24 protein-coding genes are annotated in these 25319 nt (G+C 52.7%); 3 read left to right on the top strand and 21 right to left on the bottom strand.

Features of this window, described 5'->3' with window-relative positions; genetic code table 11:
• Positions 1–14 precede the first annotated feature (14 nt).
• The 4 genes from kdpC to kdpF all read right to left on the bottom strand — a co-directional run bounded on the left by kdpC (position 15) and on the right by kdpF (position 4567).
• Positions 15–560 carry a potassium-transporting ATPase subunit KdpC gene (kdpC, locus tag J2X66_RS23120; protein WP_310268980.1) on the bottom strand — a complete coding sequence of 182 codons (546 nt, stop codon included), beginning with the start codon at positions 558–560 and terminating at the stop codon, positions 15–17.
• A 146-nt stretch (positions 561–706) separates the two neighbouring features.
• A complete protein-coding gene (gene kdpB, locus J2X66_RS23115; protein WP_310268977.1) occupies positions 707–2764 on the bottom strand; it encodes a potassium-transporting ATPase subunit KdpB in 2058 nt (685 codons plus the stop codon).
• 10 nt (positions 2765–2774) lie between these two features.
• The gene (gene kdpA, locus J2X66_RS23110; protein WP_310268974.1) at positions 2775–4469 is read right to left on the bottom strand and encodes a potassium-transporting ATPase subunit KdpA; all 1695 of its coding nucleotides are present in this window, start codon (positions 4467–4469) and stop codon (positions 2775–2777) included.
• Positions 4470–4477: 8 nt separating this feature from the next.
• Positions 4478–4567 carry a K(+)-transporting ATPase subunit F gene (gene kdpF / locus J2X66_RS23105; RefSeq protein WP_007899818.1) on the bottom strand — a complete coding sequence of 30 codons (90 nt, stop codon included), beginning with the start codon at positions 4565–4567 and terminating at the stop codon, positions 4478–4480.
• A gap of 322 nt (positions 4568–4889) precedes the next feature.
• Between kdpF and eat the strand changes: the two genes are divergently transcribed.
• Both eat and J2X66_RS23095 read left to right on the top strand, forming a co-directional pair.
• The gene (gene eat / locus J2X66_RS23100) at positions 4890–6254 is read left to right on the top strand and encodes an ethanolamine permease (protein WP_310268971.1); all 1365 of its coding nucleotides are present in this window, start codon (positions 4890–4892) and stop codon (positions 6252–6254) included.
• A gap of 123 nt (positions 6255–6377) precedes the next feature.
• Positions 6378–6545, top strand: a complete 168-nt coding sequence (locus J2X66_RS23095; RefSeq protein ID WP_081744012.1) for a DUF2897 family protein — start codon at positions 6378–6380, stop codon at positions 6543–6545.
• A 45-nt stretch (positions 6546–6590) separates the two neighbouring features.
• Here the strand turns inward: J2X66_RS23095 and J2X66_RS23090 are convergent, their stop codons facing one another.
• Positions 6591–7442, bottom strand: a complete 852-nt coding sequence (locus tag J2X66_RS23090; RefSeq protein ID WP_310268966.1) for a DUF1989 domain-containing protein — start codon at positions 7440–7442, stop codon at positions 6591–6593.
• A gap of 15 nt (positions 7443–7457) precedes the next feature.
• On the bottom strand, positions 7458–8111 hold the full coding sequence (locus J2X66_RS23085; protein ID WP_027925682.1) for a GntR family transcriptional regulator: 654 nt from the start codon (positions 8109–8111) through the stop codon (positions 7458–7460).
• A 175-nt stretch (positions 8112–8286) separates the two neighbouring features.
• Here J2X66_RS23085 and J2X66_RS23080 point away from each other — a divergent pair, with 175 nt between their 5' ends.
• Complete coding sequence (locus J2X66_RS23080; protein ID WP_310268959.1) at positions 8287–8844, top strand: TetR/AcrR family transcriptional regulator; 558 nt, start codon at positions 8287–8289, stop codon at positions 8842–8844.
• Here J2X66_RS23080 and fabF read toward each other — a convergent pair.
• The 15 genes from fabF to J2X66_RS23005 all read right to left on the bottom strand — a co-directional run bounded on the left by fabF (position 8841) and on the right by J2X66_RS23005 (position 25207).
• The gene (fabF, locus tag J2X66_RS23075; protein WP_310268956.1) at positions 8841–10115 is read right to left on the bottom strand and encodes a beta-ketoacyl-ACP synthase II; all 1275 of its coding nucleotides are present in this window, start codon (positions 10113–10115) and stop codon (positions 8841–8843) included. The genes J2X66_RS23080 and fabF overlap by 4 nt on opposite strands.
• 32 nt (positions 10116–10147) lie before the next feature.
• Positions 10148–10942: an SDR family oxidoreductase gene (locus tag J2X66_RS23070; protein ID WP_310268954.1), complete on the bottom strand. Its 795-nt coding sequence runs from the start codon at positions 10940–10942 to the stop codon at positions 10148–10150.
• A gap of 205 nt (positions 10943–11147) precedes the next feature.
• Positions 11148–11483: a helix-hairpin-helix domain-containing protein gene (locus tag J2X66_RS23065; protein WP_310268951.1), complete on the bottom strand. Its 336-nt coding sequence runs from the start codon at positions 11481–11483 to the stop codon at positions 11148–11150.
• 112 nt (positions 11484–11595) lie between these two features.
• The gene (locus J2X66_RS23060) at positions 11596–13584 is read right to left on the bottom strand and encodes a nucleoside-diphosphate sugar epimerase/dehydratase (RefSeq protein WP_310269290.1); all 1989 of its coding nucleotides are present in this window, start codon (positions 13582–13584) and stop codon (positions 11596–11598) included.
• A gap of 122 nt (positions 13585–13706) precedes the next feature.
• Positions 13707–14723: a glycosyltransferase family 4 protein gene (locus J2X66_RS23055; RefSeq protein WP_310268948.1), complete on the bottom strand. Its 1017-nt coding sequence runs from the start codon at positions 14721–14723 to the stop codon at positions 13707–13709.
• On the bottom strand, positions 14723–15706 hold the full coding sequence (locus J2X66_RS23050; RefSeq protein WP_310268945.1) for an SDR family oxidoreductase: 984 nt from the start codon (positions 15704–15706) through the stop codon (positions 14723–14725). The genes J2X66_RS23055 and J2X66_RS23050 overlap by 1 nt, the downstream gene beginning before the upstream one ends.
• Positions 15703–16863: a glycosyltransferase family 4 protein gene (locus J2X66_RS23045; RefSeq protein WP_310268942.1), complete on the bottom strand. Its 1161-nt coding sequence runs from the start codon at positions 16861–16863 to the stop codon at positions 15703–15705. The genes J2X66_RS23050 and J2X66_RS23045 overlap by 4 nt, the downstream gene beginning before the upstream one ends.
• Before the next feature lie 144 nt (positions 16864–17007).
• Positions 17008–17970, bottom strand: coding sequence for an NAD-dependent epimerase/dehydratase family protein (locus J2X66_RS23040; protein ID WP_310268940.1), 963 nt, complete (start codon positions 17968–17970; stop codon positions 17008–17010).
• Positions 17964–19058 carry an EpsG family protein gene (locus J2X66_RS23035; RefSeq protein WP_310268937.1) on the bottom strand — a complete coding sequence of 365 codons (1095 nt, stop codon included), beginning with the start codon at positions 19056–19058 and terminating at the stop codon, positions 17964–17966. The genes J2X66_RS23040 and J2X66_RS23035 overlap by 7 nt, the downstream gene beginning before the upstream one ends.
• Positions 19059–19098: 40 nt before the next feature.
• The gene (locus J2X66_RS23030) at positions 19099–20007 is read right to left on the bottom strand and encodes a glycosyltransferase (protein WP_310268934.1); all 909 of its coding nucleotides are present in this window, start codon (positions 20005–20007) and stop codon (positions 19099–19101) included.
• A complete protein-coding gene (locus J2X66_RS23025) occupies positions 20007–21302 on the bottom strand; it encodes an O-antigen translocase (protein WP_310268931.1) in 1296 nt (431 codons plus the stop codon). Before J2X66_RS23025 ends, J2X66_RS23030 begins: the two co-directional genes overlap by 1 nt.
• Positions 21286–22431, bottom strand: coding sequence for a dTDP-4-amino-4,6-dideoxygalactose transaminase (gene rffA / locus J2X66_RS23020; RefSeq protein ID WP_310268928.1), 1146 nt, complete (start codon positions 22429–22431; stop codon positions 21286–21288). The genes J2X66_RS23025 and rffA overlap by 17 nt, the downstream gene beginning before the upstream one ends.
• Positions 22428–22988 carry an acyltransferase gene (locus J2X66_RS23015; protein ID WP_310268926.1) on the bottom strand — a complete coding sequence of 187 codons (561 nt, stop codon included), beginning with the start codon at positions 22986–22988 and terminating at the stop codon, positions 22428–22430. The genes rffA and J2X66_RS23015 overlap by 4 nt, the downstream gene beginning before the upstream one ends.
• Positions 22989–23026: 38 nt before the next feature.
• The gene (gene rfbA, locus J2X66_RS23010) at positions 23027–23905 is read right to left on the bottom strand and encodes a glucose-1-phosphate thymidylyltransferase RfbA (RefSeq protein ID WP_310268923.1); all 879 of its coding nucleotides are present in this window, start codon (positions 23903–23905) and stop codon (positions 23027–23029) included.
• Positions 23906–24169: 264 nt separating this feature from the next.
• A complete protein-coding gene (locus J2X66_RS23005) occupies positions 24170–25207 on the bottom strand; it encodes a Wzz/FepE/Etk N-terminal domain-containing protein (RefSeq protein ID WP_310268917.1) in 1038 nt (345 codons plus the stop codon).
• Between the last annotated feature and the right edge of the window lie 112 nt (positions 25208–25319).

The following is a 25319-nucleotide window of genomic DNA, read 5'->3' as shown; positions in this document are numbered from 1 at the left end:
GCAGCGCCACCGACTTACAAGTTTTCCAGCGCGATGTTAAGCGCCAGCACATTCACCACTGGCGGTCCCACCAATGGTTGTTCAATGTGCGCGTCCAGCAGTTGTTGCAGCGTAGACACCGGCAGATTACGCGCAGCGGCAACTCGCGCCAGTTGATAGGCAATCGCGGCCGGTGGCAAGTGTGGATCGAGACCACTGCCGGAGGTGGTCAGCATGGCCAACGGCACAGGCCCCTGACCCGGCACCAGCAGTTTGTTGGCATCGTCGATCACTCGTGTGGCCAACGCCGGGTTGCTCGGTGACAGGTTACTTGCGCTGCTCGACACGGTGGCAAACGCACCGGCGGAGGGGCGTGGATGGAACCAGGCGTCACCGACAAAATCCTGGGCAATCAGCGACGAGCCACGGACCTTGCCGTCGGCGTCGTGCACCAGGCTGCCATTGGCTTGATCCGGGAACGCAACCTGGGCGACACCGGTGACCACCAACGGGTAAGCGACGCCGGTGATCAGGGTCATCAGGACCAACAGGCTCAAGGCCGGACGTATCATTGTGGACATTTCAAAATCCTCGAATTCGGATAACACATACAGGGTTCGATCAGGTGCACCGAGGTGCTTTCATCGCGAGCAGACTCACTCCTGCAAAAGCACCGCATTCCCCGGTGGGCGCGAGCTTGTTCCGGGGCGGCGTTCCGACGATGGCGTCAAACCAGATGCAACGCCGTCAACAGCATGTCGATTGCCTTGATGCCCACGAACGGCACCACAATCCCGCCCAATCCATAGATCAGCAGATTGCGTCGCAGCAACGCCGCCGCACTCGCCGCTTGCACCCGCACGCCACGCAAGGCCAGTGGAATCAGCACGACGATGATCAAGGCGTTGAACACGATGGCCGAGAGAATCGCGCTCTGCGGACTGGTCAGGTGCATGACGTTCAGCACGCCCAGTTGCGGATAAATCGAGGCGAACAGCGCCGGCAAGATCGCGAAGTATTTGGCCACGTCGTTGGCGATGGAAAAGGTCGTCAACGCGCCGCGGGTCACCAGCAATTCCTTGCCGATCTGCACCACGTCCAGCAGCTTGGTCGGGTCGCTGTCGAGGTCGACCATGTTGGCCGCTTCGCGCGCCGCTTGGGTGCCGTCATTCATCGCCATACCGACGTCCGCCTGGGCCAATGCCGGGGCGTCGTTGGCGCCGTCTCCGCACATGGCAACCAGGCGACCGTCGTTTTGCTCGTGACGGATGCGCGCCAGTTTTTTCTCTGGGGTGGCTTCGGCCAGCACGTCGTCGACGCCCGCTTCGGCAGCAATCGCAGCGGCGGTCAGCGGGTTGTCGCCGGTCACCATGACCGTGCGAATCCCCAATTTGCGCAGCTCGGCGAAACGCTCGCGGATGCCAGGCTTGACCACGTCCTTGAGGTGAATCACACCGAGCAGTTTGCCGTCGGCGCAGACCAGCAACGGGGTGCCACCGCTTTGGGCAATCTTGTCGATTTCCCGGGACAGCGGCGCGGCCAGGTCAGCGCGTTTCAGGCCGACGAAGGCCAACAACGAATCCACCGCGCCTTTGCGATACACGCGGCCCTGATAGTCGACACCGGACAGACGGGTTTCAGCGCTGAACGGTACCGCTGTCAGCAACTCGGCGGCGGGTTCTGGTTGTGGCTGAGTGCCGCGCAGGTACTCGACGATGGATTTGCCTTCAGCCGTGTCATCGGCCAGCGAGGCGAACAACGCGCCCTCGGCCAGTTCCTTGGCGGTGACGCCCGGGGCCGGATGCACCGCGGTGCAACGACGGTTACCAAAGGTGATGGTGCCGGTCTTGTCCAGCAACAGGACGTGTACGTCCCCCGCTGCTTCCACGGCACGGCCGGACTTGGCGATCACGTTCAAGCGCACCAGACGGTCCATGCCGGCGATACCAATGGCGGACAGCAAACCGCCAATGGTGGTCGGGATCAGCGTGACCAACAACGCCACCAGGAACACCAGCGGCAAGCTGCCATTGGCAAAGTGGGCGAACGGCTGCAGGGTAACGACCACCAGCAGGAAGATCAGCGTCAGGCCGATCAGCAGGATGTCGAGCGCGACTTCGTTCGGGGTTTTCTGGCGTTTGGCGCCTTCGACCAGGGCGATCATGCGGTCCAGTGTCGATTCGCCAGGGTTGGCGGTGATCTTCACCAGCAACCAGTCGGACACCAGTCGAGTGTTGCCGGTGACGGCCGAGCGGTCTCCGCCAGACTCACGAATCACCGGCGCGGATTCACCGGTAATCGCCGCTTCGTTGACCGCCGCAATGCCTTCAATCACTTCGCCGTCACCAGGGATCATTTCCCCGGCTTCGACGCGCACCACATCGCCCTTGCGCAGGCTGGTCGCCGGCACGGTCTGGAACGTACCGTTACTGGTTTTGCGGCGGGCGCTGAGGCCTTCGCTGCCGGCCTTGAGGCTATCGGCGCGAGCCTTGCCGCGACCTTCGGCCAACGCTTCGGCGAAGTTGGCAAACAGCACGGTAAACCACAGCCACACGGCAATTTGCGCGGCGACGAAGGTCGGCACCGCCGCGTCGGGAATGAAGCACAGCACGGTGGTCAGAATGGCAGTCAGTTCGACCACCAGCATCACCGGCGCACGCTGCAATTGCCGTGGATCGAGCTTGACGAAGGCTTGCACCAGCGCCGGGCGCCAGAGGGCCGAGATCGCTGTTTTCGGTTGTTCCGGCGCCTTGACGACGGCGGTTTTGCTTACAGGCATATTCATGATGGATTCCTTAGAAGCCCATGCTCAGATGTTCAGCAATCGGACCCAGCGCCAGCGTCGGCAAGAAGGTCAAACCACCCACCAGCAAAATGGTCACGGTCAGCAGAGTCACAAACAGCGGGCCATGGGTCGGGAAGCTGTTCTGGCCGATCGGTGCGGTCTTCTTCATCGCCAGGCTGCCGGCCAATGCCAGTACTGGGAGGATGTAACCGAAGCGACCGATCAACATGCCAAGACCGAGCATCAGGTTGTGGAACGCGGTGTTGGCACCGAAGCCGCCGAACGCCGAACCGTTGTTGGCACTGGCCGAGGTGTAGGCGTAAAGCAACTGACTGAAACCGTGGGCGCCAGGGTTACTCACCGCCGAGACCGGGCCAGGCAGGCTGGCGGCAATCGCGCCGAGCACCAATACGCCGACCGGCATCACCAGCAGGGTTACCACCAGCAATTGCACTTCCCGGGCTTGCAGTTTCTTGCCGAGGTATTCCGGGGTGCGGCCGATCATCAGGCCGGCGAGGAACACCGCGATCAACACGTTGAGCAACATGCCGTAGAGGCCGGCACCAACGCCGCCGAAGATCACTTCGCCGACCATCATGTTGACCAGCGCGACCATGCCGCTCAGCGGGTTAAGGCTGTCGTGCATGCCATTGACCGAGCCGTTGGACGCCGCCGTAGTGGTCACCGACCACAACACCGTGGCCGTGGTGCCGAAGCGCGTCTCCTTGCCTTCCAGCGGCGCGGTCTGTTCGACGGCGACGTTGTTCAGGGTTGGATTCGGTTGGTATTCAGCCCACAGCGAAGTCGCGCCGCCGATCAGGAACAGCGCCAGCATGCAGGCGATGATCGCGCGGCTCTGACGCAGGTCTTTGACGTAATGGCCGAAGGTGAACACCAGGGCGACCGGAATCAGAATGATCGACCCGACTTCGAACAGGTTGCTCCACGCCGTCGGGTTCTCGAACGGGTGCGCCGAGTTGACGCCGAAGAAGCCCCCCCCGTTGGTGCCCAATTGCTTGATCGCAATCTGGCTGGCGGCCGGGCCGAGCGGGATCACTTGATCGACGCCTTGCATCGTCACTGCATTTACGTACTGGGCGAAGGTTTGTGGCACGCCCTGCCAGACCAGATACAGCGCCAGCAGCAGGCACAGCGGCAGCAAGCCGTAGAGGGTAGCGCGGGTCATATCGACCCAGAAATTGCCGAGGGTCTTGGTCGACTTGCGACCGATACCGCGACACAGCGCGACCAATACCGCCAGGCCGGTGGCGGCACTGACGAAGTTTTGCACGGTCAGACCGGCCATCTGGCTCAGGTAGCTCAGCGACGCTTCGCCGCTGTACGCCTGCCAGTTGGTGTTGGTCATGAAGCTGACGGCGGTGTTGAACGCCAGCGTCCATTCCTGGCCCGGCAGGTTTTGCGGGTTCAGCGGCAGGTGATCCTGGAACAACAGGATCGAGAACAACAGCAAAAAGCCCGCGAGGTTGAAGGCGAGCAAGGCCAGGGCGTACTTCTGCCAGCTCTGTTCGGCCTGCGGATCAACGCCGGCCACGCGATAGCAGCCGCGTTCCACCGGCCCGAGAATCGGCGTCAGCCACGTGCGTTGACCTTCCATTACCTTGTAGTAGAAGCGCCCGAGAAAAGGCGCCGGGACCAATACCACCGTGAAAAACGCGAGGATCAGCCAATAGTCATAACTGTGCATAGCCGCTCCTAGTTCCGGTCCGCGCGCAACAGCGCAACCAACAGATAAATGAACAGCCCCACTGCCAGTAGCAGTGACACTCCGTCCAGAACGCTCATGGAAGTTCTCCGTGTTACGGCGTATTGCCGCGTGTGGAGTCATTGTCGGCAGGGAAGCTGTAAAGGAACGAGATCGAGGGTGTGGGCAGGGCATAAAGAAAGCGTAAAGAGTGGGTTTATGCCCGCATTACAGTGGTGTTTGCCCGTGATGGCGGCAGGTCAGACAACATCGCACCCAACTGGCGCACAAAAAAGCGTCCATCCCGCAGCGAACATCCCCGATACGACACCTTTTTACGCTTTACGACTGCCATCACAACACTGGCACGCCCACTGCAAACACCCTCCCCCGAGCAATCCAAACCGTTCAGGGAGCAACCGCATGAACACACAACTCAAACCCACGCTGGGCACGTTGCACTTATGGGGCATTGCCGTCGGGCTGGTGATTTCCGGTGAATATTTTGGCTGGAGCTACGGCTGGGGCGTCGCGGGTACATTGGGCTTTCTGGTGACCTCGTTCATGGTCGCGACGATGTACACCTGCTTCATCTTCAGCTTCACCGAACTGACCACGGCGATCCCCCATGCCGGCGGTCCCTTTGCCTACAGTCGCCGCGCCTTTGGCGAAAAAGGCGGATTGATCGCAGGATTGGCGACGCTGATCGAATTCGTCTTCGCGCCCCCCGCGATTGCCCTGGCAATCGGTGCTTACCTGAACGTGCAGTTTCCGGCACTCGACCCCAAACACGCGGCGGTCGGTGCCTACATCGTGTTCATGGGCCTGAACATCCTCGGGGTGAAACTCGCGGCCACGTTCGAACTGGTCGTCTGCGTACTGGCCGTGGCTGAACTGCTGGTGTTCATGGGCGTGGTTGCGCCGGCCTTCAGCTTCAGCAACTTTGCGCTGAATGGCTGGGCCGGCAGCGATGTGTTCGGTGCCCCGGCGATAGCCGGGATGTTCGCGGCGATTCCGTTCGCCATCTGGTTTTTCCTCGCCATCGAAGGCGCCGCCATGGCCGCCGAAGAAGCCAAGGACCCCAGGCGTACAATTCCCAAGGCCTACATCAGCGGCATTCTGACTTTGGTGTTGCTGGCGATGGGCGTGATGTTCTTTGCCGGTGGCGTCGGCGACTGGCGCACCCTGTCGAACATCAACGACCCGCTGCCACAAGCGATGAAAACCGTGGTCGGCGAAAGCTCGGGCTGGTTGCACATGCTGGTATGGATCGGTCTGTTCGGGCTGGTGGCGAGTTTCCACGGGATCATTCTCGGCTACTCGCGGCAGTTCTTCGCCCTGGCCCGGGCCGGTTATCTGCCGGCCTCCCTGGCGAAACTGTCGCGTTTCCAGACGCCGCACCGGGCAATCATCGCTGGCGGCGTGATCGGCATCGCGGCGATTTACAGCGACGGTTTGATCAACCTCGGCGGCATGACACTGACCGCGGCGATGATCACCATGGCGGTGTTCGGTGCGATTGTGATGTACATCATGAGCATGCTCAGCCTATTCAAACTGCGCAAAACCGAACCGAACCTGGAGCGTACGTTCCGAGCGCCGTGCTATCCGCTGGTGCCGATGATCGCGCTGGTGCTGGCGGTGGTGTGCCTGGTGGCGATGGCGTGGTTCAACGCACTGATCGGGGTGATTTTCCTCGGCTTCATGGCGGTGGGTTTCGTGTACTTCCTGCTCACGGCGCAATTGCGTGCAGACGCACCGGCAGACGCGATGCTGACCGGGCTGTAAACGCTTCAGGTGCAGTTGGCATATCAGGCATAGAATGGAACCACTGCGAAAATCCATCGCTCAAAGTGGTATGCACGATCGATTGGCGACCTCCGCCAATCGCCCTGCCTCAAGGAGAGCCCTATGCCCTGGTATGCCTGGTTGATTCTGGTCGTTGCAATCGGCTCGATCGTTGGTGGCTTGATGATGTTGCGAGACACCGCCACCAAGGTCGACCTGACCGAAGAGCAACGAAAACGCGTCGCTGAACGCAATGCGGAAATGGATGCCAAGGAAGCACAGGACCGCTAACGAAAACCCCCCTGTCATTCTCAGTGAATGACAGGGGGTTTGCTTTTATTGTTCCCAGTCGGCTTTGGCGATGTGCAAGCCGTGCATACCTTTGTACGCCGCGCGCTCCGGTTGGCTCCAGCCTTCCAGCAACGACTCCTGCAACCGATAAATCTCCACGCCCAGCGGTCGACATACGGTCAGCGGATCCTGCGCATCCGGCCCCCACATGGCCAGCGACAGGTCACCACCTGGACAGGTCGAGAGCGCGCACAGCAAATCGATCTCGGCAAAGAACTCCAGGTAATCGCCCTTCTGCGCCGGACAGGCTTTCATGAAGTAAAGGTCGTCGTGATTCAGACCGGTGCACTGGAAAATGTTCAGCACGTCATGCACGTCGAACTCGGTCAGGCCATAGGGCAAAACGGCGCGAGTCAGGTTGGAATGGCAGTGATGATGGAAGTCCTCACCAGTGAGCATCTTGTTCACATAAGGATCGCAGCGGGTGCCGAGTAAATCGTGCAAACGACCGCCGTGTTCGTCGATGCCATAACCCGCCAGGCTGTCGTCGGTAATCGTCACCAGCGGCCGCAAAAAAGGCAGGTTCGACCAGAGCCGGTCGTGGGTGCTGACGTGGGCGCCCTGCAATTGACGGGTGCGCGCCGCCCATAAGCGCTCCCGTGGGTCATGGGCGTTCCAGACGTTGAAATCCCCCACTTGCGGCCCGACCGGTGTGGTGACACGAAACACATGGCCTGCCGGCACGTTCCAGGCCCGACCAGTGCGGATCGGTACTTCGAACTGCTCGATCAGCGTCCGCCCGTTCTTCGCATCCCGAATCCGTTCGTAGAAGGCTGTATCCACCTGCAACGCCGAGCCTTTGCTGACTTGATAGGCCGCCGGATAGTCTTTGTACATGGCACGAATCCTCGATCAGTGATGGGAAGAAGGGGTACATATCTGCAACAGGAGGTGTTCCGAATCATCCAGGTAAAGGCTCATCGCATCCGCAGCTGCGCGGGTATCGCCCTCGGCCAGCAAGGCATGGATCTGCCGGTCACGCGCCAGCCAGGGCGCCTGAAAACGTGATTCATCAGGAGCGGTGGAAAACACCAGGCGCAATTGCGCAACAACGTTGGTGAAGAACTCATCAAACAACGGACTGCGCAGCAACCCGACGATGTGTTGATGAAAGGCCAGGCTGTGAGTGCCGACGGCACGCCAGTCCTCACGCTCCCTGGCCAGCTCGGTGGCTTCCAGGGCCTGGAGCATCCGCGCCGACTGATCGTCGCGCAGCGGCGGGCTGGCATTGATGGCTTGCAACTCGAGGGTGCGCCGGACCTTGAACAGGTCACGCACGTCCACTACGCCCAGCCTGCGCACGCTCACCCCTTTGTTGCGGACATACACGGTCAACCCTTCCTGACCCAAGCGGTGCAAGGCCTCGCGGATCGTATTGCGAGAAGCGTTATAGGCAGATACCAGATCGTTTTCCACCAACGCCATGCCGGGCACCAATCGGCCGCCAATGATGTCCGCACGCAATTCCAGTGTGATGTGGTCGGCCAGGGACTGTCCGTTGCTCATGCGCTTCGCCTTATGATTGTTCAACAATCTCTGGCTAATGAGTAATCACTATCCGTGCCAGATCATGTCGTGTTCAGGACGGAGTTGGACGCATCTGCATGCTTGATAGAAGTAGAAGTACAGTCGCCATCTTATTTTCATTGGTTAAGATGGCGCATTGTTGCGGAGATTTCAGATGCGTTACTCGCAGGACCATAAAGCCCAGACCCATCAGCGCATCATCAAGGAAGCGTCAGCGCGATTCCGCCGCGACGGTATTGGTGCGACCGGCCTGCAACCGCTGATGAAAGCCCTGGGGTTGACCCACGGCGGTTTTTACTCGCACTTCACGTCCAAGGACGAACTGGTTGAAAAGGCGTTGCAAGCGGCGGGTGATCAGTGCGACGCCGTCTGCGCCGAGCTGTTCGCCCAGGATCGCCCGCTGGAAGCGTTCATCGACACCTATTTGTCGCAATGGCACCAGACCTCGCCGCATGAAGGATGCCCGTTACCGACCATGTCCTCGGAACTCGGCTTGCGCGGGCAGCCAAGTCCGACCTCGGACGTGGTGCTGAACGCACGACTCCAACAAATAGAAAACAGCCTTGAAGGCGAAGATGCCGCTGACCAGAGCGTTTTCATCATGTCCGCCCTGGTCGGCGCATTGTTGTTATCGCGCAGTGTCGAGAGTGCGGAGCTGGCTCAGCGGATTCTTGACGTGACCCGCGCGTTTCTTAAACAACCGCAGGATTAACCCTGCCAGCGCTTGAACAACACGCTGGCATTGACTCCGCCAAAACCGAAGCCGTTGGACAACGCGTACTCGATAGCCATTGGCCGCGCCTGACCGTGGACGATGTCCACACCTTGCGCCGCCGGGTCCGGGTTATCGAAGTTCAAAGTGGCCGGCACGATCTGATCGCGAATCGCCAACAGTGTGAAAATCGCCTCAACCCCGCCAGCAGCGCCGAGCAAATGCCCTGTCGCCGACTTGGTCGATGTTACCGCCACCTTGTTGTCTGAACCGAACAACGATTTGATCGCTGCTAATTCGCCAAGGTCGCCCACTGGCGTCGACGTGGCATGCGCATTGAGATGTTGCACCTGTGCGGCTGAAACACCGGCCTGTGCCAATGCCAGCGACATCGCCCGTCGTGCACCATTGCCATCCTCCGGGCCCGCCGTCAGATGGTAAGCATCGGCGCTGGTGCCGTAGCCGACCAACTCGGCTAACGGTTGAGCCCCGCGCGCCAGAGCGTGCTCCAGGGATTCAATCACCAGAAGGCCCGCGCCCTCGCCCATCACAAAGCCGTCGCGAGCACTGTCGAACGGCCGGGAAGCTCGCTCCGGGGTTTCATTGAAACCGCTGGACAAGGCACGCGCCGCCGCGAACCCGGCAAGACTGACCCGATCGATCGCCGCCTCCGCGCCGCCGCACACGGCTATGTCCGCTTCGCCACAACGAATCAGCCGCGCGGCATCACCAATCGCCTGAACCCCCGCCGCACACGCCGTCACTGGAGCACCCAACGGGCCTTTGAAACCGTGCTGGATCGACACATGACCCGCAGCGAGGTTGACCAGGAACGACGGAATGGTGAAGGGCGACAGTCGCCGTGGGCCACGGGTGTCGGTGGTGCGCACCGCATCGGCAATGGCGCCGAATCCGCCGACTCCTGAGCCGATGATGGTTGCGGTACGTTCCTGGGCTTGCGCGTCCAGCGCCTGCCAACCCGCCTGCTCCAACGCCTGTCGCGCGGCTTCCATGGCAAACAGAATGAAGCGGTCCATCTTTTTCTGTTCTTTGGGTGGCGTCGCCCGATCCGGGTCAAAACCCGCCTCGGCATCCTCCTCGGCAGTCGGCACCACACCGCCCACCTTTGCCGGCAAATCGGCGACCACCTCGTCCGGCAAAATCCGCAACCCGGAACGCCCGGCCAGCAGACGCTCCCAGACAACTTCTACACCGCTACCCAATGGAGACACCAGGCCCATGCCGGTGACAACTACTCGACGATCACTCATGCCGTAATTACCTCAATACGATTGACGGTATTTCATTTGTAACGTGCGGCGGCGGTACTTTTGGAGAGATTCGGCGCCATGACCAGGCGGGCCTTCACAAAGTCGTCCCACTCAGAGGCGTTTGGTAACGATGGAATGGTGATCAGTTCACCTTGGTCCAGGCCGGATAACGCAGCATCGACCATCTCACCTGCGTCCATGACCATTTCCGCGGGTATCTGGCTAGCATCGATACCGGAGCGTTCCCATATTTCGGTGCGTGTGACGCCCGGCAAAACGGCCTGGACCTTGACCCCGGTGCCATCCAGTTCGGCATTCAAGGATTGGGTCAGGCTTAACACATAAGCTTTACTGGCGCTGTAGGTCGCATTGAAGCGCTCAGGGAACAGCGCGACCACCGATGCGATATTGATGATCGAACCCCGGCCGGCCTTGGCAAAACTGGCGGCTGCCGCCGATGCCAGGCGGGTGACCGTAGTGACATTCAGTTGAATCAGCTTTTCCAGCTGTTCCATGTCGGCATTTGCCAGCAGACCATCCGACGCGACGCCAGCGTTGTTCAGCAACAGGCTGATACTCGAATCACTGCGAAGACGTTGTTCGATCTTCAGCACATCATCCTTTTGTGTCAGGTCTGCCTTCAGCACTTCTACCTGAACACCATACTCAGTGCGCAACTGGCTCGCTGCCGCCTCAAGCCGCTGCTCGTCGCGAGCGACCAGCAGCAAATCAAAACCACGCGCCGCCAACCGCCCAGCGTATATCGCACCGATACCGGAAGATGCGCCGGTAACAAGGGCCGTACCTTGGGACTGGGAGGAAGTCATGACTGTGCTCCAGGAAAATACTTGAGGAAAGTGAGCGTCTGAAGATCAGCACGCTTCAGCGGCACGCGAATGAATTATAGGCATAATATCAGCGATATATGATAGCCATAATTTTTTATCAGCCGATGAAAGGCGTCTCCCCTCCCGTATTCCCAGAATGAAAAAAGGCCGGTCAATGACCGGCCTCTGGGCTTGAGTTACAAGCTTAGTTCACCTGAAGCTTTTCGCGGTTCTTGTCCACAATCGCTTTCCCTATCCCTTTCACTTCCAGCAGTTCGTCTACAGACGAAAATGGTCCATTACTCTCACGATAAGCAACAATCGCCTTGGCTTTGGCCTCACCTATACCGGACAGCTCACGCTGCAATGTCGGGGCATCGGCTTCATTGAGATCGACTTTGCCAGACTGCGCCTTAGGGGAAACTTCCAGTGCCATAGGTGCATTGGCAGGCTCTGGCTTCATAGCTGGCGCGGCGATAGCGGCAATAGAGGCGCTGGTGAGCAGGGCAAAAACCAAAGAGTAGAAATAGCCAGTACGCATAGATGAAGCTCCATAACATCGTTTGAGAAAGCAGCTTTTCCGAAGCTGCTCTCCAAACTTAGGCGATGGTGGGAGCTTGTCAAAAATGTGTCTGTTGCAGAATGTGAAACAATCAGGGCTCAAGGCGTCGTTGTTGGTAGATCCAGTCGACAATGTCCCCGTCGGGGGTGTAGCCGCTGACCGTATCACGCAGCAATTGGCGGACCCGAGAGTAGTCATCCTGCTCAACTGCCGCCAACAACTCGACCAGCCTTGCCTTGAGCACATCCCAGGAAAGGTAGTCCTCGCTGGCAGTCATGATCATCGGGTGCAGAGTCGCCGCAACGTTATCGCCAATCAGTAACTCTTCGTAAAGTTTTTCACCAGGACGAAGCCCCGTGAACTCGATGGCAATATCACCATGGGGATTCTTTTCCGATCGCACACTCAGACCAGAAAGGTGAATCATCTTTTCTGCCAGCTCTACAATCTTCACCGGCTCGCCCATATCCAGAACGAAAACGTCACCACCCTGCCCCATTGAACCCGCCTGAATCACCAGTTGGGCGGCCTCAGGGATAGTCATGAAGTAGCGGGTGATCTTCGGATGAGTAACGGTGAGAGGCCCACCTAACTGGATCTGTTTGTGGAACAACGGTATGACCGACCCGGAGGATCCCAGCACGTTCCCGAAACGCACCATCGTGAAACGGGTTTTATTGACCCGGGATACATTCGACGTATCGGCAAACAAAACAGGGGCCAGTTCGCGGCTCAGGGCCTGGAGCGTCATTTCAGCCAAACGCTTTGTACTGCCCATCACGTTAGTTGGCCTGACAGCCTTGTCCGTGGAAATAAGTACGAAGTTGGCAACGCCGGCTTGCAACGCGGCTTGCGCGGTGTTCAGCGTACCGATGACATTGTTGAGTACGCCTTCGGCAATATTGTGTTCAACCATCGGAACGTGCTTATAGGCCGCAGCGTGATAAACCGTATCGACGCGCCACGTCTTCATTACGTCCAGCAGTTTGTCCTGGTTACGCACGGAGCCAAGGATCGAGAGCAACTTTACAGGCAACGATTCACGCGCGATCCGCTGCTCCAACTCCGACATGATGCTGTACAAGTTGAATTCACTGTGCTCAAACAGCAAAAGAGTGGTCGGTCGCAAGGCAAGGATCTGCCGGCACAGTTCAGAGCCGATAGAACCACCGGCACCGGTCACCAAAACCACTTGTGCCTTGATGCAGTGTTCAAGCAGATCGGCCTGTGCCGGTACTGCATCACGGCCAAGCAGGTCGCCGATGTCGACCTCTTGGATATCATCGACTTTCACGCGACCGCTTGCCAGGTCCATGAAACCGGGAACACTTCGCACGTGCAGCGGGAACCCTTCCAGGTACCCCAGAATCTCACGACGGCGTCCACGATTGGCCGAGGGTATGGCCAGGAGGATTTCCTGAGCGCCAGTCGCATCGATCATTCGCTGAATATGCTTGGGCTTGTAAACCTGTAATCCCGAAATAACCCTGTCGGCAATACTGCTGTCGTCATCGATAAAGGCTACCGGACGCATTGCCCGCCCCATGCGCAGTGCCGCGACGAGCTGGTTGCCCGCCGCCCCGGCGCCATAAATGGCAACCTTGGGCAATCCATTGTCCCTGTTCGTAAACGGTACGTGCTGGGCAGCGGTAAACCAGTCACCGAGGAAATACTGACGCATCGCCAGCCGCAGCCCGCCGATCATCAGCAAACTGAGCCACCAGTAATTGAAAACAATCGAGCGGGGCACAACATTCTGATGATTGCTATACCAATAGACCACAAGGCCGAGGATGAGCGCGGACAAGCTCACGGCCTTCACGATTTCGATCAGCGCATCGTTACCGAAATAACGTAGAACCGCGCGGTACAGACCGAAACGTATGAATAGCGGAATCGCGATGACAGGAGCACACAGGAACAACCACGTGTGATCTCTCAACGGATTTATGATCTCGTCAATTCCAAGGCGAACGACGAAAGCCATCCAAAGCGCAATCCAGACCAACACTACATCGGTCCCAACCTGCATCAGCCTTTTTTGCCGCCGAGGAAGCTGGAGTAGCCATTGGCGAAACATCTCAATATCCTTTTCAAAAAAGCAAGCGACAAGCTTAAAGCTCAAGAGGGTTTATCTCAATTGACTTCAAGGCTCTTCATCCCCTGCGCCCCCTGAAAACTGCGCCGGGAGGAAGAACCGAATCAACCTTCGCGTCGACCTGCCTTGAACCGCAAGGCCAAGAGAATCAATGGTACGTAGGCTATCAACAAACCGACAAAACCCTCGAGACTACCCAAGGCCACCAAAGTGGCAATCGGCAACAGCCAAATCAGGTTGATGCCGGTGACGGACAAGGTGATGGGCAGGTGCCCACCAAACTGACGTGAAGCATATTGATAAGCATGGCTGCGATGAGCCTCGTGCACTTTGTCGCCCTTGACCAGTCGGACAGCAAGGGTACAGGTCGCGTCGACGATGAATACGCCCAATAAAATGAGCCACCCCCATAACAATGCAGGGTTGACCCATGCGGCCTGCAACGACAAGAAGCCCAGCGTAATCCCCAAGAACCCACTACCCGCATCGCCCATGAAAATACGCGCAGGGGGGAAATTCCAATACAGAAAACCAGCCACCGCCAGCGCCAACGCTATCGGGCCCCACACAAATTCGAAGTTTCCGGAAACAACATAAAGCAGTGCCCCTCCCAGACACACAAATATCGCTTCCATACTTGCCAGTCCATCGATCCCGTCCATAAAGTTATAGAGGTTCAACAACCAGACAAGATAAAGACTTCCGAACACGTAACCAGCCCAAGCTAAATTCACCGACGTCCCGAAGAGCTGAATCGGCGCCAATCCGCCGAGAAGAAACAACCCCGTAATCGCCGCGAAAAAATGCCCCAACAATCGCCAACGTGCCGGGATATGGCCATGATCGTCGAGAAAACCGATAACAGCGATTGCGCCCCCAGGCACCGCGATTGCCCATGTCAGCGACCATTCAACCTGCCCGGTCAGCGCAAGTAAAACTACGCTCAATACAAATGAGACAACAATGGCCACCCCCCCCCCCCTGGGGGTAGGCAGTACATGAGAACTTCGCGCATTCGGAATATCTATAAGACTATTGGAGAGCGCATATCGACGCAGTACAGCGGTTCCAGCGAGTGCACCGGCAAGCGCCAAGGGTAAAATCCAATATAAGCTGGTCATCAACGATATTCCAAAAATTCTTTAGCCGTTCTATTCAAGGCATCCTGTACGGAAACAGGCGGATTCCAACCCAATAACGTTCGGGTTTTACTGATATCAACCTGCAGCGATCCGCACAATCGCTGGGACAATGCTCGACGCCCCAAAGCAACTGCGCCGAAAATGAGCAATCGCTCAGGTACGGGAATCAACCGACTCTTGACGCCTAGAGCTTCGGCAGTACGATTCAGCAACTCAGTCGTAGACAAGTCAACGCCATCGCTAACTAAAAATATTTGACCGGCAGCATTATCATGTTTCAGGCAAACCAAAATCAAACTGACCAGGTTTTCAAGCGAAACCAGGCTGCGTTTATTATGAATAGCACCGAAAGGTAGAGGTATACCTTTCTTGAGCCACCCCATCATGTTTCGAAAATTAGCCTTGACGCCTGGTCCATAAATCAAGGTAGGACGAATAATAACAACTTCCATCCCCGTTTCCAGCGACAGAGCAAGTAACGCCTCCTCCGCTTCCTTCTTGGAAATACCATAGGGATCGGAAGGAGCTGGACTATCGTCAGCAGTGAATGGTTGACCAGGATCCGTTTCCTCACCATTCACTTTGATTGAACTGATAAACACAAAACGTTTAACTCCGGCTTGTGCAGCTTGCCGGGCAAGATTGACTGTACCTTCGACATTAACCTTGCGAAACTCGGTTAACGCGTCCGCGGCGACTTCCTTCATCACATGCACCCGTGCAGCTGCATGAACTATAACCGCGATGCCCTTTAAACTATCCCCCCATTCGGTTGATGATGAGATATCAGGGATATAGAACGATTGAGAGTCTGCAACAGGCGTATTTGCTTTTGAACGTACGATGGAAACCGGCAAATAACCCGCTTGGTTATCCAAAGCTCTGACCAATGCGGAACCAACGAAGCCAGTTGCCCCGGTGACCAACACTCGCTGAGGTGCGTGATCTATATCAATAGTCAATTTGAGAAACCCTTGTACTCATTGATCAATAAATCAGAACAGTTGTTCGCGCCAAAATCGTTGCGAGCACGATCCCTGGCTGCAGCCCCCATTGCCGACATTAATGGAGCGTTGCTCAATGTAGAGAGAATTGCCTTTTCAAGCGCAACAGCATCTCTGACGGGAACTAAAACTCCCGTTTCACCATCGACTATTGCATCAGTCAAGCCATAGATATCGGTACCAATCGTTGGGGTACCCATTGCAGCGGCCTCGATAACCACTGTACCAAAACCCTCCCTATAACTAGGGAGACATAACAAATCAGCGAGAGCCATGTATTTTTCAGGCTCATCGGAATAACCAACTTTCTTGATATTTTTTCGTATATTCACATCTTTCACTTGCCTGACTATATCCTCTCCGACAGACTCGAATGGACCGACAAGCACAAGGAATATATTGTTGTCTTTACTCACGATCTCGCCGAACGCAGAGACAAGTTCCTTAATACCTTTGTCAGGCGTAATTCTACCAACAAATAAAAGAACCTTGGCCGACTCAGGTATGCCCAAGTCAGCTCGCAAAACACTTAATTTTTCCGAGGAGTAGCGGGACGGATCAAACCGGTTCAAATCGATACCTGCCAAAGAGCCAGCACCAATAACCGATATCTTCTCTGCTTTGATTATCCCGCAGGAAACGAGAAATTTTTTCTGACTTTCACTATCCGCATAACAATGAGTATTCAACAAACCAATAATCTTGTCACACGTTTTCAGAATCGTTCGTTTGACGCCACTCATCGTAGCCCAAGGCTGCCCTGTGAACGTGTGCAGTCGAATTTTCGTCCCCGAAAAAACGCCTGCTATCGCACAAAGCAATCCGGCTTTCGGGGTAGTTGAATGAACAATATCAAATTTGTTTTTCCTGAAAGTACTAATCAAAGTGATCAGACTTAAAAAGTCCTTGATTGGATTTATCTCCCGCTCAATATTGACAGGAATATAAGTGAAGCTCTTGCTTTCCGTGAGCTCATCACTCATTTCGTCGCGACTGGCAATAACCGTAACCGCCATACCGGAAGCGCTCAACGCTTCGATCTGAGCTCGTAGCTGGGTGACCACAAAGAACGGTACTGTCGAAACTCGAGCAATTTTTAATTCATTAGCTTGCAATGAAAACCTCCCTTCATGCCTTGGCGCTGACCATACCCACGCAGAACCAGCAAAATCCGATGACCCAAGACCTGTAAAACACAACCAAAATATAGCTTATATTTTGGGGTAACCAGGCACGTAACACAATTGTTATGCACCTGATCAGACTACCGGCTTCTGCGTGAAAAGCTCGCCAATGGCAATGGGCACTTCCCTTTCAGGGATAAATCCAAGAGTGTCGCGAAGCTTGGTAGATGGATAAGAGGTCCTGGCTACAAGCGCGTCAATACGTGCCTGGGTTACAGGTAAATATAAAAACCGATTAGCGATGCTAACTATCAGACGCAACGGGGCTTCCGGAAGACTCCATTTAGGGTGTGACACTTGCTGCGCGTCAGCCATCCCATCTATCAGATCGGATAAAGCGCAGTCATTAGATAGGTTGAAAATTTCACCTTTTGCCTTACGATCGAATCCGCAAAGCATCAACGCAGAGACAACGTCATCAACGTGTATATAGGTAGCTACTGAGTCTTTTTTGGCGGAGCCGATGTAAAAAAACAACCCTTTTTTAACAATCCGACCCAATTGTCTAAGTGAATTATTGGTCATGCTTTGGCCAAACACATTGGAGGGTCGCAAAATGGTGTAACTAAAAAACGCATTGCTTCTATTTTTAGCTACCCGAGAATCCCCAATTGTTTTCGTTTCTTCGTAAACACCCTGTGGATTCTCTGAGGTTTGTTCATTTACAACCCTGGCCACTCCTCTAGCAGGCCCGTAAGCGCCTACACTGCTCAATTGAACAAAATGTATCGGGCGTTCTTCACTTGCCAGTCGACTTGCAGCTGCGACCAATCGCTCCGTGGCATCCACATGAAGAGAGCGCATCAACTTCTCGTCATGGATCTCACCTGCGCAATTAAAAACAACATCACAACCGGACAGCAAAAAATCAAAATCGGTATCGGGGTTCGTCAAATCAGCATGAACAATTTCTACACCGCTGAACTCGCACTCGCAGGTGGTACGAGTCACCAATTTAACTTTATGCCCAGATTCATAAAGACGCGAAAGCAAGCGGCTTCCAATGAACCCTTTGGCGCCTGTCAGCAATATCAACAATTTTCTACTCCTTTGAAGGCGATAGCTTTTTCTTGTACGTGAAAACGCCGCTTACCGTTCGCAAAGTTAATGCTAATCGCCCGAATGACATACGCCAATTCCAACGGATAGTAAATCCATGAATAGATACCAAACCTGTCATTGTAAGCCACATCAAACATCGCAATATGAAGACAAGAAAGAAATGCACAGATAAAGAAAATGTAAGTCTCTCGCTTTTGTAGTTTCTCTCCGAGCAATTTCAGAGTCACCAACAACATTACAGCAAGCGAAGAAAACGCCCAAAAATCCCATCTAAACCCAGTCACATAATCAACATTATCAACGTCACTGTAGTTAATCACCAAACCATAACCGGACAAAAAATCAAATAAAACAACGACCAACAACCCAAACAACTTTAGGTATGAAGCCAACGACACTACAAACCAAAGAACCACCAAACCATAAACTCCAATTTTCAAGACCAATCTTTGAAACAGAAGAATTGGGAAATATATGATGGATGACTTATGAAACAAAGCCGCAAACAATGTAAAAAACATCCCTCGACTTCGGCACCCTATTGCAGTGAAACACAGCGAGAAATTTATAAAACATAAAGCGAGACCTTGACGAATAATATTAGCTGTCAAGGAAAAGAAAAACGGGTAAAACAAGATCGCTGCAAAAGCAAACAACGCCCAACGCGAATGACGGCCAAGCACTGCCTTGATCAAAAAATAATATGACCACAAAAACACAAACGTAATTAAATAGAAAAAACTCTGGTAGTCGAGCGATAAATAACCAAAAAGTCGCACAACACCGATAAATCCTGGTTCAAACGTTTCAAAGGGATTTTCCAGACCAGAATTTAAATCATTAAAAAAATTAATATAGACCGCCGTATCACCCTCCATATCAAAAGGCCGGTTAGACACATAGTGCGAAACGACGCCAATTGCAAAAAAAACAACAAAGATTTCTATGGCTCGATTGACGTCTACAACCCTGTGATTCCGCACCAGAGTTTGGAACGCGGCGAACAGGAGCAAAAAGGCAAATATGAAATAAAATGCCGTATCGTAAAGATTTAGACTTAACATCCTACTACCTCAGTCACTCCCGAATCACAATGCACATCCGTCACCGGATCTTGCTCTGTGGCCCCACACGTTTCCTGACGTTTATTGTCTCAACAAATTTTTGAAGTCGAAAACAGTGTAAGTTTCGCACCAGAAACATCAAACTCCTGGCAGTGCACTTACGAGTTGACTTTGCCATCGCTAAAAATGTAACAAGAAAATTAGAGTAAAGATCAGCCTTTAATTTCGGCTGGGAGTTAAAATAGCCATACAGATCATTAAGATATATCGTATAAGATTTTATCTTTCCGCCTGTAGTAGACAAGTACGACCCTGCTGACGGATTGCATCTATATCTTACCAACGGAGCATTTATATATGCAGCCTTCTTATCGGGAAGTAAAGAATCAATAACAAAAAACCATTCCATAAATTCACGATCGATCACCGCTCGCCTGGACGTCCTTCGATAGGCGTATGAACTGTGTACGGCAATAGCGCCCCAGCGAGCCATTTCTTCGAGCGAGATCAACGACACCATCTCGGTATCTGCATCTGGATATCGCGTTTCTGACGAATACGAATGATCATCCGAAAAGTAAACTGCCTTGTGGAACACTACGTTCACATCAGCGTTATTTTTAAAAACATCATATTGCCGCTGTAGTTTCCCCGGCAGCATGACGTCATCACCATCAAAGTGATAAACGATATCGCCAGATGCCATTTTATGCACGCCGTGATAATTCAACGCCGCGCCAACATTCTTATCTCTTAGCAGAAGTTTGAGTCTACCCGGATGCCGGTCAGAATAAGCACGAATCCTTTCCTGGGTGCGATCAGTCGAGCAATCGTCCGAGACTATAATTTCACAGTCAAAGTCGATCTCCTGAGAAAGTATGCTATCCAGACACTCTTCGATATAATCTTCCTGATTATAGCAGGATACCACTACGCTCCCGGTCAACATCAAACACTCCTCCATCTATAAATCATAAACCCGACAATTGAAACAACAAAATACACGATATTCATTATCAAGTTAGCGAAAAACACACCCTCGACTCCCAGTCCGCTGTGTAGAGAAAAGAGGCTCAACCCACAAAAAATCAAACCTTGAGTCAACTCACTTACTAGATATATTCGCAATGCAGCCTTAGCCACGACAACAAAACTTATCACATAAGTGGTGACACGAAAAAAATCAGCCAACAACTGATATTTTATTAAACCTTCAAGATCCACAAATTCAGCTGAAAGCAATAATGGAATAAGATATTGCCTCAACATATAAAAAACTGCCGCACCCAATACAAATATCGCCATTACAAGTTTCATAAACTTCAAAACCAAGGGCGTTATCTGGGAAACTTCAGCTTTCTCCGACACCATCGGCATGAAGTATACGGCAAGAAAAATGGTGAAAAAGCCCATATAAGCACTCGATAGCTTGATCGAGGCTTGCCAGATACCCGCCGCTACAAACCCGACGTGCTCAATTATTTGTTCGCGAATTATTATCTCTATCAGTGGGACACTGACAGCACCCACCATCGCCATCAGCGTGAACGCCAGTAGCCGCTTAAAGCCTTTGGACTCGTATTTGAAACCTATCGGCAACTTAAAAAAGATTGACCGTCGATAGAAATACAGCGCCGGGATCGTATAGAGCGAGAAAAAAAACACCATCGATAGCGCTGCACCGACAAGGTGAAAATTTTTGATCAGAATCCAGCTTACGGGCAGTACAAGCACATTCCCTACAATCTGAATGATTGCGTACGTCTTAGTGTCCCTCAGCCCATTTGTCACTCCCGTCACTAAATTAGTGAAGGCAAACCCAAATTGAGCGACAGAAAGAAAAACAATAATCCAGTAATAGTCCGGAGTTTTAAAAATATACTCCGATAAAAACCTGGAAAACACGCAACCAAACAAACATATAAGTATGCAAAACATCAAAGAATAAGCCTTTGACACTGCAACTGTGTTCATCAACTGTTTAGGCTGCTTTTTATATTGAGCTACATACTTGATAAGACCGTTAACAACCCCTCCACCCGCCAGTAAAGACAGAAAGGTGACTGCGCTCATGAAGTGACCAAGCTGTCCCATACCTCCGGCGCCAAGGTAAACCGCGATGAGTTTAATAAAAGCGAAACCCACCCCGATCTTGGAAACCTGAGCAATGGTAGTCAAAGCGGCGCTGATGAGCGCACGCTTTTTGTCAGAAGCACCAAATGCAACCTTACTGGAAGGTTGCATTTACCGCACCGATCACAGCCGTAGCGACTCGCTCCATTTCCGCCTCTTGCATGCCATACCAGATTGGCAGGCGAATAAGACGCTCACTCTCAACAGTGGTATTTACATCTGTGCCATGAAAACGCCCAAGCCGCAATCCGGCAGGTGCAGAATGTAGAGGGATGTAATGAAAAACAGCACCGATGCCCTGTTTTTTTAGAATATCCAAAATCTTGCTGCGAACGTCGATATCCCGGACTTTTATATAAAACATATGCGCATTGGCAGCGCAATCATCCGGTATATTTGGGATTTCAACGCGCCCCTCTTTGGAGACTTCTTGCAAGGCCTTGAAGTAATAATCCCAAACATTATGCCGAGCTTTATTGATTTGCTCAGCTTTTTCCAACTGCCCAAAAAGATACGCGGCTTGAAGCTCTCCTGGAAGATAGCTACTTCCCACATCGACCCACGTATATTTATCAATCATCCCGCGAAAAAACAGACTGCGATTAGTACCCTTTTCGCGAATGATCTCTGCTCGAACGACAAATTGCTCATCATTGATAATCAGCAACCCGCCCTCGCCACCGCTGGTGTAGTTTTTTGTTTCGTGAAAACTATATGCGGCCATATGGCCGATGGTGCCTAATGCCTGACCTTTATAGGTAGACATCATAGCTTGAGCAGCATCTTCGATCACGAACAAATTATGTCGTTTTGCAATGGACATAATTGTATCCATTTCGCATGCAACACCCGCATAATGAACAGGAACGATGGCTTTCGTCTTATCAGTTACTGCGGCTTCGATAAGCGATTCATCAATATTCATCGTGTCTGCGCGGATATCGACAAATACTATTTTCGCGCCGCGCAATACAAAAGCATTAGCGGTGCTGACGAATGTATAGCTGGGCATTATGACTTCATCGCCAGGCTGTATATCAATCAGCAATGCAGCCATTTCCAGCGCCTGAGTACAGGACGGTGTCAACAGCGCTTTCTTGCAGTTCAGCTTTTCCTCAAACCAACTCTGGCACCGTAGCGTGAACTCGCCATCACCCGACATCTTCCCGCTTCGCATAGCAGTAATGACGTACTGGTCTTCATTGCCGGTATAAGGTGGTTTATTGAATGGAATTGTCATTTTAATTCACCCAGAAATTTTTTTTCCAAATCCAGAAGATCCTGTTTGCGCTCTTTCACACGAACAGCGGGTATACCCACATAGATCCCCCAAGGATCTGTACTTTTAGTCACCAGCGCCATCGCACCGATTGAACAGCCTTCTTTAATTGTGGTGCCTGGCATTATTGTAGCGCCGGCCCCGACTATTACATGACGTTCAAGTAGAACCTTGGCAAATTTCTCATCTTTATATTTCTTCGGAATCAACGAATTAGTCAGCGTCGCGCCGCTGTAGTCATCCGATTGAGCGAATATCTTTACACCATAGGCCAGCGTACAAAAGTCCGCAAACTCAATCCCGGGCTCACCACCCGCCACGAGGCACATTGGCGTAATATGATTATATTTGCCAAATATTACCCGTCCCGACACCACACAGAAATCGTCAATCCTTGTGTAATCACCAAGCTCTATCAACTCAGGGTTATAGATACTTGCCTTATCACTAACTCTTACTTCTTTTCCAAGTTTCCGGAAACCTAGTTTTTCCAGCTGTGCTGCGCTCAAGTACGCCATAGATCACCCGAAAGAAATCAACTTAAACTTCAAAAAAATCACTGCCCATCATGCTCTGCAATCAGGCTGAGCAGGTATTGGCCGTAGCTATTCTTTTTCAACTCGTCAGCCGTTACAGAAAGCTGCGCAGTACTCAACCATTTATTCTTGAACGCAATCTCTTCCAGGCAAGCGATTTTGAAACCTTGACGCTTTTCTATTGTTTCAACGAAATGAGAAGCTTCGAGCAAACTTTCATGGGTGCCAGTGTCCAACCATGCAAATCCTCGTCCGAGAAGCTCAACATGCAAATCACCGCGCTCCAGATATGCCTGGTTGATCGATGTGATTTCTAACTCACCGCGCGCCGAGGGTTTAACTTGTTTTGCCAACTCAACAACATCGTTATCATAAAAATACAGGCCGGTTACCGCAAAATTCGATTTAGGCTTTAGTGGCTTCTCTTCAATCGAGATCGCTTTTTTACTGTCATCAAACTGAACCACACCGAATCGTTCCGGATCTTTCACTTGATAACCAAATACGGTGGCGCCACTTTTGCGTTTAGAGACGGCCTGAAGCATCGTCGTAAAGCCTTGCCCATAAAAAATGTTATCACCAAGCACCAAACACACGGGGTCCTTGCCAATAAACTCTTCACCGATAAGAAATGCCTGCGCCAGACCATCAGGCTGCGGTTGTACTGCATAGCTCAGGCTTACGCCAAACTGGGAACCATCGGCAAGCAGACGCTTAAAGCCAGCCAGATCTTCTGGTGTGGTGATGATTAGAATGTCTCGAATACCAGCTAACATGAGGACAGAAAGCGGGTAAAAGATCATAGGCTTGTCGTAAATGGGCAACAGTTGCTTGGATACCCCTTTTGTCAGTGGATACAAACGAGTTCCCGAGCCGCCAGCCAGAATGATACCTTTCATTTTCTACCCTCTCGCCTGATCCTAGGCGCCTCACAGCATTGTTACAAATATCAATTTACCGGGCGTGATTATACATTTTTTAGCCCTTTTTTGCCCGGAAACCGATGTTAAGCAGCCTCCCCGACTGAATCCTTTAGCCGCAAAAACCGTCAAAACCAACAAAACCACTAGGCTAAATGCCACCACGCATAGAAACCCTATATCACAACTAACAAGCAGATAAACGAAGACTATTAATACTCTCTCCGTCTTTTTCTAACACTCTTATTTGTTATCTTGTCCCCTTAAAAGGGAACTACGAATTAGCGCAATTACCACACCCAACATTAATCCCAAGATCAACCCGATCGAAATAACAAGCGGGATTTTTGGCTTCACAGGCGAACCGGAGACCTCTACAGAGCCATCCATTCTGAATGTTTTGGCAATCTGAAACCTTTCCGACAACTGCTTATAAAAATTATAATCAGTTTCCAGGCCACGCAACTTGTCAATGAACGGATCTTCGGATTTCCTGGATTTCAGATTCTCAATTTCGGCTTCCAGCGCTTTCGTACCGCGCATATAGGTAAGTTCGTCATCCATTTTTCCCGCAATATTTAGCGAGGATTTTGAACCACCACTAACGATAGGCGGCTTTTCCAAACCGATAGCTTTTGCGACAACCAAAGCCTCATTCAGTTTGACAAGTGTATCTTCCCTTTCCTTTCGCCCTACTTCCCGGAGCGAAACGATTTCTTGATTGAGGTTTCGGGCTTCCACATTAAACTCACTGGAGATGTTTTTATTTATCTCCTGTAACGCCAGTTCTTGTGCCCTCTCTGCATATTGCCCTACCCACTTAGCTGCCTGACTGGAATCCGCGTCGAGAATGACAATCGAATAGCGATCCGCTGCATCTTTCCCCACAACGGAAATCAACAGTTTTTTCGAAAACTTGTCGTACAGCAATCCCTTGGGATCGCTGTCTTTTCCTAATGCCGGCAGATAGATACCCTTGAAAAACTCCCTACGAAGAGATTCAGCTTGCAGATTTTTAAGAAAAACAAGATAAACATCTTTAACCGCCAAGGGAGGAAGTTTCTTCCGCCCGTAATTTAGACCCTCTATATCATTCTGCGTAGGCGGCATGATGAAGGCTTTTGCTTCATAAATTGGCTCGGAAAGAAAAGCATAAGTTGTCGCAATAATTGTTCCCAGCAAAGCCATGCATAAAATTATAAACTTCTGTCGCCATAACGTAAAAACGAGGGCATGTATATCGAGCCCTTCAGCAACAAAGTCTTTGGCATCAATCTGCATATACTGGAACCCTTGAAATAGAAAAAATTACAATCTTTAGAATAACAAACCGGTCAGGGTTTGCGATGCTGGCAAAGCGCGGCATTGTTAGTAGTTTAACGGACGTCGGCAG

It is taken from the genome of Pseudomonas sp. 3296 (assembly GCF_031456615.1).
Taxonomy (GTDB): Bacteria; Pseudomonadota; Gammaproteobacteria; order Pseudomonadales; family Pseudomonadaceae; genus Aquipseudomonas; species Aquipseudomonas mucoides.
The sequence above is the reverse complement of the archived record's forward strand: the minus strand, read 5'-3'. Positions and strand labels throughout refer to the sequence as shown.

Excerpts from the sequence above, each read along its gene's own strand:
- kdpC (WP_310268980.1), bottom strand. The coding sequence starts at position 560 with ATGTCCACAATGATACGTCCGGCCTTGAGCCTGTTGGTCCTGATGACC.
- kdpB (WP_310268977.1), bottom strand. The coding sequence starts at position 2,764 with ATGAATATGCCTGTAAGCAAAACCGCCGTCGTCAAGGCGCCGGAACAA.
- kdpA (WP_310268974.1), bottom strand. The coding sequence starts at position 4,469 with ATGCACAGTTATGACTATTGGCTGATCCTCGCGTTTTTCACGGTGGTA.
- kdpF (WP_007899818.1), bottom strand. The coding sequence starts at position 4,567 with ATGAGCGTTCTGGACGGAGTGTCACTGCTACTGGCAGTGGGGCTGTTC.
- eat (WP_310268971.1), top strand. The coding sequence starts at position 4,890 with ATGAACACACAACTCAAACCCACGCTGGGCACGTTGCACTTATGGGGC.
- J2X66_RS23095 (WP_081744012.1), top strand. The coding sequence starts at position 6,378 with ATGCCCTGGTATGCCTGGTTGATTCTGGTCGTTGCAATCGGCTCGATC.
- J2X66_RS23090 (WP_310268966.1), bottom strand. The coding sequence starts at position 7,442 with ATGTACAAAGACTATCCGGCGGCCTATCAAGTCAGCAAAGGCTCGGCG.
- J2X66_RS23085 (WP_027925682.1), bottom strand. The coding sequence starts at position 8,111 with ATGAGCAACGGACAGTCCCTGGCCGACCACATCACACTGGAATTGCGT.
- J2X66_RS23080 (WP_310268959.1), top strand. The coding sequence starts at position 8,287 with ATGCGTTACTCGCAGGACCATAAAGCCCAGACCCATCAGCGCATCATC.
- fabF (WP_310268956.1), bottom strand. The coding sequence starts at position 10,115 with ATGAGTGATCGTCGAGTAGTTGTCACCGGCATGGGCCTGGTGTCTCCA.
- J2X66_RS23070 (WP_310268954.1), bottom strand. The coding sequence starts at position 10,942 with ATGACTTCCTCCCAGTCCCAAGGTACGGCCCTTGTTACCGGCGCATCT.
- J2X66_RS23065 (WP_310268951.1), bottom strand. The coding sequence starts at position 11,483 with ATGCGTACTGGCTATTTCTACTCTTTGGTTTTTGCCCTGCTCACCAGC.
- J2X66_RS23060 (WP_310269290.1), bottom strand. The coding sequence starts at position 13,584 with ATGTTTCGCCAATGGCTACTCCAGCTTCCTCGGCGGCAAAAAAGGCTG.
- J2X66_RS23055 (WP_310268948.1), bottom strand. The coding sequence starts at position 14,723 with ATGACCAGCTTATATTGGATTTTACCCTTGGCGCTTGCCGGTGCACTC.
- J2X66_RS23035 (WP_310268937.1), bottom strand. The coding sequence starts at position 19,058 with ATGTTAAGTCTAAATCTTTACGATACGGCATTTTATTTCATATTTGCC.
- J2X66_RS23030 (WP_310268934.1), bottom strand. The coding sequence starts at position 20,007 with ATGTTGACCGGGAGCGTAGTGGTATCCTGCTATAATCAGGAAGATTAT.
- J2X66_RS23025 (WP_310268931.1), bottom strand. The coding sequence starts at position 21,302 with ATGCAACCTTCCAGTAAGGTTGCATTTGGTGCTTCTGACAAAAAGCGT.
- rffA (WP_310268928.1), bottom strand. The coding sequence starts at position 22,431 with ATGACAATTCCATTCAATAAACCACCTTATACCGGCAATGAAGACCAG.
- J2X66_RS23015 (WP_310268926.1), bottom strand. The coding sequence starts at position 22,988 with ATGGCGTACTTGAGCGCAGCACAGCTGGAAAAACTAGGTTTCCGGAAA.
- rfbA (WP_310268923.1), bottom strand. The coding sequence starts at position 23,905 with ATGAAAGGTATCATTCTGGCTGGCGGCTCGGGAACTCGTTTGTATCCA.
- J2X66_RS23005 (WP_310268917.1), bottom strand. The coding sequence starts at position 25,207 with ATGCAGATTGATGCCAAAGACTTTGTTGCTGAAGGGCTCGATATACAT.